Origin of the sequence: Bradyrhizobium lablabi (assembly GCF_018131005.1) — a bacterium.
Lineage (GTDB): Bacteria > Pseudomonadota > Alphaproteobacteria > Rhizobiales > Xanthobacteraceae > Bradyrhizobium > Bradyrhizobium lablabi_D.
The window spans coordinates 366,610-379,566 of record NZ_JAFCJK010000003.1 but is presented as its reverse complement, the minus strand read 5'-3'; the positions used below and the strand labels follow the sequence as shown (position 1 = coordinate 379,566).

Sequence of the window (12,957 nt, the reverse complement as noted above, 5' to 3'; positions counted from 1 at the left end):
CAATGACACGGGACGAAAGGGGCTCAGCGTGACTGCGAAAGACCTGCATTTCTACGAGCCGAAGAACGGCCATGGCCTCAAGCACGATCCCTTCAACGCCATCGTGGCGCCGCGTCCGATCGGCTGGATCTCGTCGCGCGATCCCAAGGGCAACGTCAATCTCGCGCCCTACAGCTTTTTCAACGCCTTCTGCTATGTCCCGCCGATCATCGGCTTTTCCTCGACCAACTGGAAGGACAGCGTCGCCAACATCCAGGAAACCGGCGAGTTCGTCTGGAATCTCGCGACCATGGATCTCGCCAAGGCGATGAACGCAACCGCCGCCCATGTCGCCCGCGATGTCGACGAGTTCAAGCTCGCCGGCGTGACGGCAGTGCCGGGCAAACTCGTCAACGTGCCGCGCGTCGCCGAGAGCCCGGTCGCCTTCGAGTGCAAGGTGACCCAGATCATGCAGCTCCAAGGCGCCAATGGCGAGAAGGCGCAAGCCTGGCTGACGCTTGGCGAGGTCGTCGCCGTCCATATCGACAAGGCTTTCATCAAGGACGGCGTCTACCAGACCGGGCTCGCCCGCCCGATCGTCCGCGCCGGCCGCCGCGGCGACTATTTTGAGATCAAGCCCGAAAACATGTTCGAAATGATCCGCCCGGATTGACCGCCTGCGCAACCGTCATTGCGGTGAAGCGATCCATCGTCCGGCAACCGGAAGGGTGGATTGGTTCGCCGCCTTGCCCTCGCAATGGCGGGGCGAACGGAAGCGGGCAGCGCAGCATTGCGGGCCTTTGCCGCGCGTTGACATGAAAGGATCACTCGCAACCTGACAAGGAGCGCATTACGCTGAGGTCGCTAAGGCCGGATCAACGGCCGGCGAACACAGTGGGAGGATGCGATGACACGCGAGGAGCAGCGCGATCCAACAGTCGCGATTTCACGACGAACACTTGTCCAGGGATTGGCGGTAGGCGCGGGCGCCGCCGTAACAGGAATCACCGGCGCGCGGGCCCAGGGCGGCCCCGCTTCGCCGCCGACGACTGTCACGAGCCCGCCGCGCGATTTTAGTCCGCGCGGTGCGCCGACCACCTATTTCTGGGACCCTGACATCATCGCGGTCGATCCGTCCTTCAACGACATCGCCCAGCCGAATACCTCGATCAAGCGCCTCCATACCGGACTGTTGTGGGCGGAAGGCCCGGCCTGGAGCTCGCAGGGCCGCTATCTCCTGTGGAGCGACATCCCGAACAACAGGCAGATGCGGTGGTCGGAGGACGATGGCCATGTCAGCGTCTTTCGGGCGCCGTCCAACAACTCCAACGGCAACTCGTTCGACTTCCAGGGCCGCCAGCTCTCCTGCGAACATCTTACCCGTCGCGTGGTGCGCTACGAGCACGACGGCACCGCGACCGTGCTCGCCGACTCCTACAATGGCAAGCGGCTGAACTCGCCGAACGACGTCGTCGCTCATCCCGACGGCAGCTATTGGTTCACCGACCCTCCCTATGGCGGACAGCTCTATGAGGGCGAGCCCGACGGCGCGGGAGGCGCCAGCAATTCTGCTGGCAAGCTCAATCCGCGGATCGGCCAGCCGGCCGGCTTCGTGCCGGGCAAGCGCGAATTGCCGACCAATTGCTACCGCATCGATCCGTCCGGCCGCCTCGACCTCGTGGTCAGCGAGGATCAAGTGCCCGACCCGAACGGTCTCTGCTTCTCGCCCGACTACAAGAAGCTTTACGTCGCCTCCACTGGCAAGGGACCGGGCGATACCGGGCCGGGCGGCAAGGGGGAGATCTTCGTGTTCGACGTCGGCACCGACAACAAGCTGTCGAACGTGAAGCGGTTCAGCGACTGCATGATCGACGGCGTGAAATGTGGACCGGACGGCCTGCGCTGCGACGTCAACGGCAATGTCTGGTCGTCCAGCAATGCCGGCCGTGCCGTCGGCTATAGCGGCGTGACCGTGTGGACGCCGGAGGGCAAGCTGATCGGACGCATCCGTCTGCCCGAAGTGTGCGGCAACGTCTGCTTCGGCGGCCCCAAGCGCAACCGCCTGTTCATGGCCGCGAGCCAGTCGCTCTACGCGGTTTATACGGCGACCCAAGGCGCGGGACCGGGCTAGAGATGAATTGATCGCTGCGACGACAGATGCGGCTCACCTCTCCCCCGACGGGGAGAGGTGAACTTCGACGTCCGCGCGACCAGCGGCAGTCGCCCGCTACGTGATTGCCACGCCTTGCATTTCGGAACTGTACGCTCGGCCTGCCGTTAACGAGCAGCACGCCAGCCGTATCAATTTCGCTTTATTTTTCGGGCGAACTGTTCACCCATGATCGGCACTTTCCGCTAGGATGCCCCACCGCGCCCGCCCCATGAGGGACAACACCATGAACTTCCGCCGCGATTACATCACCAAGCCGATCTTCGGCCTCGCGCGTGGCGTGCTGCCGGCGATGTCGGACACCGAGCGCGAGGCGCTCGAGGCCGGCGACGTTTGGTGGGACGCCGATCTCTTCACCGGCAATCCCGACTGGTCGAAGCTGCTGGCGTTCGCACCGGCAACCCTGACCGACGAGGAGAAGGCCTTCCTTCACGGACCGGTCGACGAGCTCTGTGTGATGCTCGACGAATGGAAGATCAACTGGGAGTGGCGTGATCTGCCGCCCGAGGTGTGGGACTTCATCAAGCGCAAAAAGTTCTTCGGCATGATCATCCCGAAGGAATTCGGCGGGCTCGGCTTCTCGCCCTATGCGCATTCCGAAGTTGTGCGCAAGCTCTCCTCGCGCTCGCTCACCGCCGCCGTCACCGTGATGGTGCCGAATTCGCTCGGGCCAGGCGAATTGCTGATGCGCTTCGGCACCAGGGAGCAGCAGGACAAATGGCTGCCCCGGCTGGCCGACGGCCGCGACATTCCCTGTTTCGGCCTGACCAGCCCGGAGGCCGGCTCGGACGCCGCCTCGATGATCGACAGCGGCATCATCTGCAAGGGCAATTTCGAGGGCCGCGAGGTGCTCGGCCTCAGGCTCAACTGGCACAAGCGCTACATTACGCTCGGACCTGTCGCGACGCTGCTCGGCCTCGCCTTCAAGGCCTATGATCCCGATCATCTTGTCGGCGAAGAAGACGAGCTCGGCATCACGGTCGCGCTGATCCCGACCCGTCTGCCCGGCGTCTCGATCGGCCGCCGCCATCTGCCGGCGATGCAGGTGTTTCAGAACGGCCCGAACCGGGGCCGGGACGTGTTCATTCCGCTCGACTACATCATCGGCGGAAAGGAACGGCTTGGCCAGGGCTGGAAGATGCTGATGACGGCGCTCGCCGCCGGCCGCGGCATCTCGCTGCCGTCGCTGTCGGCGGCCGGTGCCGCCTATGCCGCGCGGACCACGGGCGCCTATGCCCGCATCCGCGAGCAGTTCGGCATCTCGATCTCCAGGTTCGAGGGCATCGAGGAGCCGCTCGCCCGCATCGCCGGCACGGCCTATCTGCTGGATGCCGCACGGCGTTTGACCTGTGCCGCGCTGAACGAAGGGCATCATCCAGCCGTGATCTCCGGCATCATGAAGCTGCACGCCACCGAGCGGATGCGGATCGCGATCGACGACGCCATGGACATTCATGGCGGCAAGGCCATCATCGACGGCCCGCAGAATTATCTCGGCGAGCTTTACCGCTCGGTGCCGGTCGGCATCACGGTCGAGGGCGCCAATATCCTGACCCGCAATCTGATCGTGTTCGGGCAGGGCGCGATCCGCGCGCATCCCTACCTGCTCGAGGAGATGAACGCGCTTCGTGACGCCGACCACGACAGGGGCCTCACTGCCTTCGACACCGCGTTCTGGAAGCACGTCGGCCACAGCTTTGCGACCATGTTCCGCGCCTGGGGGCGAAGCTGGACCGGTGGGTTGTTCGCGCCTGCGCCCGACGCCGGCGAGGCCACGGGGTTTTATCGCCGGCTCTCGCGCCATGCCGCGGCATTTGCGCTCTGCGCCGATATGGCGCTGCTCACGCTCGGCGGCGCGCTGAAGCGAAAGGAGATGCTGTCCGCCCGCTTCGGCGACATCCTCTCTGAACTTTATCTACTCTCTGCCGCGCTGAAGCGCTGGCAGGATGAGGGTCGGCAGAAGGAGGATTTCGCCGCGCTCGAATGGTGCATGGCGGCTGGCTTCAAGACCATCGAAAGCCGCTTTGCCGAGATCCTCGCCAACCTTCCGAACCGCTTCGTCGCGGTGATCCTCGGATTCATGATCCAGCCCTTCGGCGCGCGTAGCGTCGGTCCGTCGGACCGCGTGGTGCATCAATGCGCGCAGCTCGTGTTGTCGCCCTCGGCGGCCCGCGAGCGCCTGACGCCCGATCTCGCCTTTGTCGACGACGACCGGGGTATTGCGCGGCTGGAGAAGGCCTTCCGCCTCGTGACCGAGGCCGAGGATGCCGCCAAGCGACTGCACGCCGCGCGCCTGCATGACTGGAAGGAAGCGGTCAAGAGGGGCGTCATCACCGAGAGCGAGGGCGAGAAGCTCGCCGCCGCCCGTGAAGCCGTCGCAAAGGTCATCGACGTTGACGATTTCGCGCCCGAGGCGCTCTCGCCGATTTACAAGAAATCCGCCGACGTGCATCAGTTCTTCCAGGAGCTGGGTGAGCAGAGGGCGGCGAGCTGATGGCGCGACCAGTTTTTATTGTCGACGGCAGCCGGACGCCGTTCCTGAAAGCGCGCACTGGTCCCGGCCCGTTCACCCCCGTCGATCTCGCCGTGCAATGCGGCCGGCCGCTGCTCGCGCGCCAGCCCTTCGCGCCCGCCGCCTTCGACCAGGTGATCCTCGGCTGCGTCAACGTCATTGCCGACGAGATGAATCCTGCGCGCGTCGCGGCGTTGCGCCTCGGCATGGGCGAGAGAATGGTCGCCTTCACGGTGCAAATCAATTGCGGCTCCGGCATGCAGTCGATCGACACCGGCTACCGCTACATCCGCGAGGGCATCTCCGACCTGATCCTCGCCGGCGGCGCCGAGGCGTTGAGCCACGCGCCCTTGGTCTGGCCGAACGCCGGCGTTCGCTGGTTCGCAGGCCTTGCCGGCGCCAAGGGGGCGGCAGCCAAGATCGCCGCCGCGTTGAAGGTGAAGCCGAGCTATTTCAAGCCGATCATCGGCCTTGAGCGCGGCCTGACCGATCCCATCACCGAGCTGAACATGGGGCAGACGGCCGAGAAGGTCGGCCATCTCTTCGGCATCACGCGTGCGCAATCGGATGCCTATGCCGCCGAAAGCCACAAGCGGCTCGCGCATGCGCAGGCGCAGGGCTGGCTCAAGGGCGAGCTCGAAACGTCGTTCGCGCGTGACGGCAAATTCTACGACCATGACGACGGCGTACGTCCGGACTCGACGCCCGAGACCCTGGCAAAGCTCAAACCCGTGTTCGAGCGTCCCTGGGGGCAGGTCACGGCCGGCAATTCCTCGCAGATCACAGACGGCGCCTCCTGGGTGATTCTTGCCTCCGAAGTGGCGGTGGCAAAATACGGGCTGACGCCTAAAGCCGTCATTCTCGACAGCCAGTGGTCGGCGCTCGATCCCTCGATCATGGGCCTCGGCCCGGTGCTGTCTGCGACCGCGCTGCTCAAGCGCAACGAGCTGACCTTGCAGGACGTCGAGACCTGGGAATTGAACGAGGCGTTTGCGACGCAGGTGCTCGGCTGCCTCGCAGCCTGGAATGACGACAGATTTTGCCGCGAGATCCTCGGCCTCGACGGCGCTGCGGGCGAGATCGACCACGCCAGGCTCAACGTCGATGGCGGCGCGATCAGCCTCGGCCATCCCGTGGGCACGAGCGGGAACCGCATCGTGCTGCATCTCGTCAATGCGATGCGGCGGCTCGGCACCAGGCTCGGCGTCGCCACCGAATGTATCGGCGGCGGGCAGGGCGGCGCGATGTTGATAGAGACGGTGTGATCATGGATTCAAGGATCATGGACGTCCTGGGCGATCGTGTGCTCGAGCTCGGCCCGAAGCCGGCCGCGGAAAACCCCTACAAGAACTTCAGGCTGACGCGCGACGAGGACGGCATTGCCTGGCTCCTGTTCGACCGTGCAGGCGCCAGCGCCAACACGCTGTCGGCCGATCTGCTCGAAGAGCTCGACGCCATCGTCACGGCGCTGGAGGCGAGGCGGCCGACCGGCCTTGTGATCCGCTCGGCGAAGAAGAGCGGCTTCATCGCCGGGGCTGACGTCAATGAATTCCGCGGCGCCAGCGATCCGAACATGGTTGAGACAGCGATTGGCCGCGCGCATGCCATCATCGACCGGCTCGAAGCGCTGCGCGTGCCGTCGGTCGCCGTCATCCACGGTTTCTGCCTCGGCGGCGGCCTCGAGGTCGCGCTGGCCTGTCAGATGCGGATTGCAATCGACGATGCGCGGTTCGGCTTTCCCGAGGTGATGCTCGGCCTGCATCCGGGCCTCGGCGGCACCGTGCGCTTCACCGAGCTTGTCAATCCGATGCAGGCGATGACGCTGATGCTGACCGGCAAGACCATCGATGCGCGCCGCGCCAAGTCGCTCGGCCTGGTCGATGCCGTCACGCAGGAGCGACATGTCCGCAACGCGGTGAAGGACGCCGTGTTCGGCCGGCTCAAGCGCGCGAGGCCCGGTGCACTCAATGCGATGCTCAATCTCGGGCCTGTCAGGGGCCTGCTCGCCTCCCGCATGCGCAGCGAGACCCAAAAGGCGGCGCCGCGCGCGCATTATCCGGCGCCCTATGCACTGATCGATCTCTGGGAAAAACATGCCGGCAACCGCTCGGCGATGCTCAATGCCGAGAAGACGTCGTTCGCCAATCTGATGGTGACGCCGACGGCGCAGAACCTGATCCGGGTGTTCTTCCTGCGTGAGCAGATGAAGAAGCTTGCCGGTCCGGACAACAGGGTCCGGCATGTCCATGTCATCGGCGCCGGCGCGATGGGCGGCGATATCGCCGCCTGGTGCGCCAACCAGGATATGCGGGTGACGCTTGCCGACATGAAGGCCGAGCCGATCGCCGGTGCGATGAAGCGCGCCGCCGACCTGTTCGGCAAGATCATGCGCAAGCGCATCGATGTTCGCGACGCGCTCGACCGGCTGATCCCGGACATGGACGGCGAGGGCGTCCGCAACGCCGATCTCATCATCGAGGCCGTGCCGGAAAAGCTCGAGCTGAAGCAGAAGGTCTATGCCGGTCTCGAGGCCAGGATGAAGCCCGGCGCGATTCTGGCGACCAACACCTCGAGCATCCCGCTACAGGATCTGCGCACCACGCTTGCGACACCCGAACGGCTGCTCGGGCTGCATTTCTTCAACCCGGTATCGCGGCTGCAACTCGTCGAGGTCGTCAGCCATGACAGCACCAGCGCTGATCTTCTAAGGCAAGCATTGGCCTTTGTCGGCGCGATCGACCGGCTGCCGCTGCCGGTGAAGAGCTCGCCCGGCTTCCTCGTCAACCGCGCGCTGACGCCCTACATGCTGGAGGCGATGGTGATGCTGGACGAGAAGACCGACCAACGCCTGATCGACGCCGCCGCGGAGGAGTTCGGCATGCCGATGGGGCCGATCGAACTCGCCGATCAGGTCGGCCTCGACATCTGCCTCGATGTCGGCGACATGCTGCGCTCGAAATTCGGCGATAGCCTGCCGCCGACGCCGGCGTGGCTGCGCGAGAAAGTCGGCAAGGGTGAGCTCGGCCGCAAGACCGGCAAGGGCTTTTACACCTGGAAGGACGGCAAGGCGGTGAAGGCGCCGTTGCCGGAAACCGGCCCGCGGGTGACGGACGAGATGATCGACCGACTGGTGCTGCCGATGTCGAATGTCTGCGTCGCAGCCTTGCGCGAAGGCATCGTCGACAACGCTGACGCGGTCGACGGCGCCATGATCTTCGGAACCGGCTATGCTCCGTTCCGCGGCGGCCCGCTGCACTATGCACGAACCCGCGGCGTCGACAATGTGGTGTCGGCGTTGCAGGCGCTCGTGCGAAAGTTCGGCGGCCGTTTTACGCCCGACGCCGGCTGGCAAAATCTGACGCAATAATCGTGCTCCTCATCTGTCGTCTCAATTCCTTTTTTGATTGTTCCCGAAGCACGATGAGATGAGGATGAATCATCATCGCGCTCTGTCTTTTATGTGAGCATGGTCTTTCCGGAAAACCGCTACACACGTAGTCGGAGCGGTCTCTATCCAGAGTCCGCGCGAGTATCGAGGACTTGATATGACAGACGCTCACGCCCCCGTTGACGCCGATGCCGAGCCGCGCGGCGATCTCTGCATCCGCGCGCTGGCGATGCCGGCCGACACCAATGCCAATGGCGATATCTTCGGCGGCTGGCTGTTGAGCCAGATGGATCTCGGCGGCGGCGTGTTCGCCTCCAAGGTCGCGAACTCCCGTACGGTGACGGTCGCCATCGAGGCGATGACGTTCCGAAAGCCGGTCTACGTTGGCGATGTCCTCTCGGTGCATGCCAATCTGGTGCGCATCGGCCGCACCTCGATTACTGTTCACCTCGAAGCCTGGGTGCTGCGGCGCAAGGAGCGGCTGCAGCAGATGCTGGTTACCGATGGCGATTTCACCTACGTGTCCATCGACGAACAGGGCCATCCGCAGCCAATCCAGCGCAACGGCCAATCGATCGCGACTTAATTGCGGCGCTTCGCCGCGATGGTCGGCCCCAACATTGACTCGATCATCTGCGAACGTGACCCAACTATCCGGCGACGCGTCGATCACAACCGAGGTGTTGTGGCGTCCGTCCTGGATATCCCCGCATCCTGCGGGGCATCACGACCGGAGCAGGCGGAGGAACAATCCGCCGCCGATCCCGTTGTCGGCCCGAAAAGAAATCGAGGTTGGGCAATGTCCGATAGCTACATCATCGAGGTGAGTTCGCAGACCGCGGGCATCGTGGTGCGAGATGCACGCGGTTACCAGTTCTTTGCTGCTTCGCACCGTTTCAACCGGCTTGAAGGCCAGGTTTTTCGCAATGCACGCGAAGCCGAGCGGGCGGCGCGGCGCCTCGCCAACGACGATACCCTGCCGATGGCGTCATAAACGCTTCGCTCCGCTGCGAGTAGGCTGCCATCCGGCGACTTGTGCCGGCCGGATGGCTCGCAGAACGGCGCGTGAGCATTCGCAGCGTTAACTTTTAATCCGGCCTTCTCGTTGACCTCCGTGCCGAACGGCATCACCATGGGAAACTTGCTCGTCCCGAGGATGCCGCCGTGGCCGGACTGTCCCACCGCCAGACAGAGATTCTCAACATCGCGCGCGCATTCGGCCGCGTCGTGGTGGAGGACCTGGCCAAGCGATTCGAGGTGTCTGCGCAGACCATCCGGAAGGATCTCAACGATCTTTGCGACCAGCGCGCGCTGACCCGCATCCATGGCGGCGCGATCATCGCCTCCGGCGTGGAAAATCTTGCCTATGAGGCGCGCCGCTTCGTCGCGGCGGAGGAGAAGAAGGCGATCGGCGCCGCGGCAGCTGCGCGGATTCCGAACGGCTGCTCGCTGTTCATTAATATCGGAACCACGACGGAAGAGGTCGCGAGCGCGCTGACCTCGCATGAGGATCTGCTCGTCATCACCAACAACCTCAATGTCGCGATGCTGCTGTACCGTCATCCGCGCATCGAGGTCGTGGTCGCCGGCGGCACCGTGCGCCGGGCCGACGGCGCCGTGGTCGGCTCGACGGCGACGCAACTGATCGGCCAGTTCAAGGTGGATTACGCTATCATCGGCGCATCGGCGATCGATGAAGAGGGCGCTCTGCTCGACTTCGACTATCGCGAGGTGCAGGTGGCGCAGGCGATCATCGCCAATGCGCGCAACGTGATGCTGGTTTCCGATTCGACAAAGCTCCGTCGCAGTGCACCGGTGCGGATCGCGCATATCAGCCAGATCCAGACCTTTGTCACCGACTCCCCGCTGCCCGCGGGCCTCGCCAACATCTGTCATTCACGCGGCATTGAAGTCGTCGTCGCGATGGAAAAGCCACAGGCCGATATCGACGACAACGGCCCCGAACCGGTCCCGGTTACGCTGCGCAGCGTGTAACGATCGCAAAACGCCGCTTCGCTATTTCCCATTCCGCGACTCTTTCTCCATCCTGAGGAGCGCGCACGCCTCCAAGAATGAGGCCGACCACGCCGTCTCGCGCCGCCACCAAAAAGACCCATGAAAGTTCCATTTTCGGTTTGCTTTCGTTTTCGGTTGTGATCTAATCGAATTCGAAAGTAAAACCGCCGAAGCGAAGGCGGTTTGTCGGGGGAAGCGTTCGTTGGATCGGATTTACGACCTCGCCATCATCGGAGGCGGCGTTAACGGCTGCGGCATCGCGCGCGACGCGGCGGGTCGGGGAAATGCTGTTTTCCTCTGTGAAATGAATGATTTGGCGAGCGGGACGTCGTCCTGGTCGACGAAGCTCGTGCATGGCGGCCTGCGCTATCTCGAATATTATGAATTCCGTCTTGTGCGGGAGGCGCTGATCGAACGGGAGATCCTGTGGCAGATCGCTCCTCACATCATCCGTCCCCTGCGTTTCGTTTTGCCGCATCATGCTGGCCTTCGTCCGGCCTGGCTGCTGCGGCTCGGGCTGCTGCTTTACGACCATATCGGCGGCCGCAATCTGTTGCCCGCGACGCGCTCTGTCGATCTGACGCGTGATGAGGTTGGGAGACCGCTGATCGCGAACCGCTACACCAAGGGTTTCGAATATTCCGACTGCTTCGTCGATGACGCCCGGCTCGTCGTGCTGACCGCGCGCGATGCGGCCGACCACGGCGCCGACATCCGCACGCGCGCCCGCGCAGTCGAGATCAGGCAGACCGACGGCATCTGGCATGTTACGGTCGAAGACCGCGCCAGCGGCACGCGCAGCACTATCAAGGCTCGCGCACTGGTCAATGCAGGTGGTCCGTGGGTCGAGGAAGTGCTGGCGTCAGGCGCGGGCGTGAATGCGCGCGCGAAGGTGCGGCTGGTGCAGGGCTCGCACATCGTGGTGAAGAAGCTCTACGACCACGACCGCGCCTACATCTTTCAGAACGCGGACGGCCGCATCATCTTCGTCATCCCCTATCAGGACGATTTCACGCTGATCGGCACCACCGACCGCGACTATGAGGGCGACCCGGCCAAAGTGAAGGCGACCAAGGAGGAGATTCAGTATCTCTGCGCCTCCGCAAGCGAATATCTCGCCAAGCAAGTGAAGCCGGAGGACGTGGTCTGGAATTATTCGGGCGTCCGCCCACTCTATGACGATGGCGCAAGCGAGGCCAAGGCCGCAACCCGCGACTACGTGTTCGAGCTCGACACGCCCGGCGGTGCGCCGCTGCTCTCGATCTATGGCGGCAAGATCACGACCTACCGCCGGCTTTCCGAAGAGGCGCTGGAGCGGCTTGAGCCGTATTTGCGCAGTTCCAAGGCGCGCGAAGGTTGGACTGGCAGGGCGCCACTGCCCGGCGGCGACATGGACGTTTCGGCGGTCGCGGCGCTGGCCGCCGAGCTTGCGAGAACCTATCCATTCCTCAGCCCCGCGCATGCCAGCCGGCTGGCGCATGCTTACGGCACGCGTGCGACAAAATTGCTCGGCAATGCGAAATCAGCAGTCGATCTCGGCCGTTCCTTTGGCGCTACCTTGACGGAGAGCGAAGTCAGGTACCTGATGGCGAACGAATGGGCCCAAACCGCAGAGGACGTCGTCTGGCGGCGTTCCAAGCTGGGTCTTCGGATGTCGGCGACCGAAATCGACGCGCTCGACGAGTGGATGGCCGCCAATCGCGCTTCCGGCGAACGTTCCCTCCGCGAAGCGGGAGGACGTACATGAGCGTCACGCTGCAAAACGTCATGCGAACCGTGGATGGTGTTCCGACCATTCGCGACGTCTCGCTGACGCTTGAGCGCGGTACGCTCAGCGTGCTGCTCGGGCCGACGTTGTCGGGCAAGACCTCGATCATGCGGCTGCTTGCCGGTCTCGACAAGCCGACGACTGGCCGCGTGCTGGTCGACGGCAAGGACGTCACGGGAGCCGACGTGCGCCAACGCTCGGTCGCAATGGTCTATCAGCAGTTCATCAACTACCCCTCGCTGACGGTCTATGAGAACATCGCATCGCCCTTGCGCGTACAGGGCAAGCCGCGCGAAATGATCGAGAAGCGGGTGATCGAAGCAGCGAGCCTGCTGCGGCTCGAGCCGTTTCTGAAGCGAACGCCGCTGCAGCTTTCCGGCGGCCAGCAGCAGCGCACCGCGATCGCGCGCGCGCTGGTCAAGGGCGCCGACCTCGTGCTGCTGGACGAGCCGCTCGCCAATCTCGACTACAAGCTTCGCGAGGAACTGCGCGCCGAGCTGCCGCGCATCTTCGAGGCGTCGGGTGCGATCTTCGTTTATGCCACGACCGAGCCGTCGGAGGCCCTGCTGCTCGGCGGCAATACCGTCTGCATGTGGGAGGGCCGCGCCCTGCAGGCCGGCAACACCTCCACGGTCTACCGCCATCCGGATACGCTGCGGGTGGCTCAGGTGTTCTCCGATCCGCCGCTCAACATCGTCGGCATCGAGAAGAGGGGCGGGCAGGTGCTCTATTCAGGTGGCGAATTGGCTCCCGCGACCGGCCTCTATGCCAATCTGGCCGACGGCACCTACCGCGTCGGCTTCCGCGCACATCAGCTCGAGGTCGGCAACAGTGCGGCCAGCCACCACAAATTTTCCGCCACCGTGACGGTGACCGAGATCACCGGTTCGGAAAGCTTTGTGCATCTGCATCGCGCCGGCGCGAACTGGGTCGCCGTGCTGCACGGCGTGCACGAATATGAGCCCGGGCAGGTCCTCGACGCCGCGCTCGATCCCGACAATCTTTTTGTGTTCGATGTGGCAGAGCGCCTCGTCGCTTCGCCGGAAACAGCGCTTTCAGGCGAAGTGCGTCGCGGTTCGCGCGAAGAAAACGCGTCAAGAACGAGCAGCAAATGAGGGAGATGC

Annotated in this window: 10 protein-coding genes; all 10 read left to right on the top strand. The window is 64.2% G+C overall.

Going from position 1 to position 12,957, the window contains the following annotated elements; genetic code table 11:
• The first annotated feature begins 28 nt into the window (after positions 1-28).
• The 10 genes from JQ553_RS11695 (at position 29) to JQ553_RS11650 (ending at position 12,948) form a co-directional block, all read left to right on the top strand.
• Positions 29-652, top strand: coding sequence for a flavin reductase family protein (locus tag JQ553_RS11695; RefSeq protein ID WP_212500081.1), 624 nt, complete (start codon positions 29-31; stop codon positions 650-652).
• 234 nt (positions 653-886) lie between these two features.
• Positions 887-2,110, top strand: coding sequence for an SMP-30/gluconolactonase/LRE family protein (locus JQ553_RS11690; protein ID WP_212500080.1), 1,224 nt, complete (start codon positions 887-889; stop codon positions 2,108-2,110).
• A 265-nt stretch (positions 2,111-2,375) separates the two neighbouring features.
• The gene (locus tag JQ553_RS11685; protein ID WP_212500079.1) at positions 2,376-4,643 is read left to right on the top strand and encodes an acyl-CoA dehydrogenase; all 2,268 of its coding nucleotides are present in this window, start codon (positions 2,376-2,378) and stop codon (positions 4,641-4,643) included.
• Positions 4,643-5,926: an acetyl-CoA C-acetyltransferase gene (locus tag JQ553_RS11680; RefSeq protein ID WP_212500078.1), complete on the top strand. Its 1,284-nt coding sequence runs from the start codon at positions 4,643-4,645 to the stop codon at positions 5,924-5,926. The genes JQ553_RS11685 and JQ553_RS11680 overlap by 1 nt, the downstream gene beginning before the upstream one ends.
• 2 nt (positions 5,927-5,928) lie before the next feature.
• Complete coding sequence (locus JQ553_RS11675) at positions 5,929-8,028, top strand: 3-hydroxyacyl-CoA dehydrogenase NAD-binding domain-containing protein (RefSeq protein ID WP_212500077.1); 2,100 nt, start codon at positions 5,929-5,931, stop codon at positions 8,026-8,028.
• Positions 8,029-8,206: 178 nt separating this feature from the next.
• Positions 8,207-8,635: an acyl-CoA thioesterase gene (locus JQ553_RS11670; RefSeq protein WP_212500076.1), complete on the top strand. Its 429-nt coding sequence runs from the start codon at positions 8,207-8,209 to the stop codon at positions 8,633-8,635.
• A 213-nt stretch (positions 8,636-8,848) separates the two neighbouring features.
• Positions 8,849-9,043: a hypothetical protein gene (locus tag JQ553_RS11665; protein ID WP_212500370.1), complete on the top strand. Its 195-nt coding sequence runs from the start codon at positions 8,849-8,851 to the stop codon at positions 9,041-9,043.
• Positions 9,044-9,213: 170 nt separating this feature from the next.
• Positions 9,214-10,044, top strand: a complete 831-nt coding sequence (locus JQ553_RS11660) for a DeoR/GlpR family DNA-binding transcription regulator (protein WP_212500075.1) — start codon at positions 9,214-9,216, stop codon at positions 10,042-10,044.
• Positions 10,045-10,267: 223 nt separating this feature from the next.
• The gene (gene glpD / locus JQ553_RS11655; RefSeq protein WP_212500074.1) at positions 10,268-11,812 is read left to right on the top strand and encodes a glycerol-3-phosphate dehydrogenase; all 1,545 of its coding nucleotides are present in this window, start codon (positions 10,268-10,270) and stop codon (positions 11,810-11,812) included.
• A complete protein-coding gene (locus tag JQ553_RS11650) occupies positions 11,809-12,948 on the top strand; it encodes an ABC transporter ATP-binding protein (protein ID WP_212500073.1) in 1,140 nt (379 codons plus the stop codon). The genes glpD and JQ553_RS11650 overlap by 4 nt, the downstream gene beginning before the upstream one ends.
• Positions 12,949-12,957: the final 9 nt, after the last annotated feature.

What these genes read in the sequence shown, in the direction of transcription:
- JQ553_RS11690 (WP_212500080.1), top strand. Translation starts at nt 887, where the DNA reads ATGACACGCGAGGAGCAGCGCGATCCAACAGTCGCGATTTCACGACGA.
- JQ553_RS11685 (WP_212500079.1), top strand. Translation starts at nt 2,376, where the DNA reads ATGAACTTCCGCCGCGATTACATCACCAAGCCGATCTTCGGCCTCGCG.
- JQ553_RS11680 (WP_212500078.1), top strand. Translation starts at nt 4,643, where the DNA reads ATGGCGCGACCAGTTTTTATTGTCGACGGCAGCCGGACGCCGTTCCTG.
- JQ553_RS11675 (WP_212500077.1), top strand. Translation starts at nt 5,929, where the DNA reads ATGGATTCAAGGATCATGGACGTCCTGGGCGATCGTGTGCTCGAGCTC.
- JQ553_RS11670 (WP_212500076.1), top strand. Translation starts at nt 8,207, where the DNA reads ATGACAGACGCTCACGCCCCCGTTGACGCCGATGCCGAGCCGCGCGGC.
- JQ553_RS11665 (WP_212500370.1), top strand. Translation starts at nt 8,849, where the DNA reads ATGTCCGATAGCTACATCATCGAGGTGAGTTCGCAGACCGCGGGCATC.
- JQ553_RS11650 (WP_212500073.1), top strand. Translation starts at nt 11,809, where the DNA reads ATGAGCGTCACGCTGCAAAACGTCATGCGAACCGTGGATGGTGTTCCG.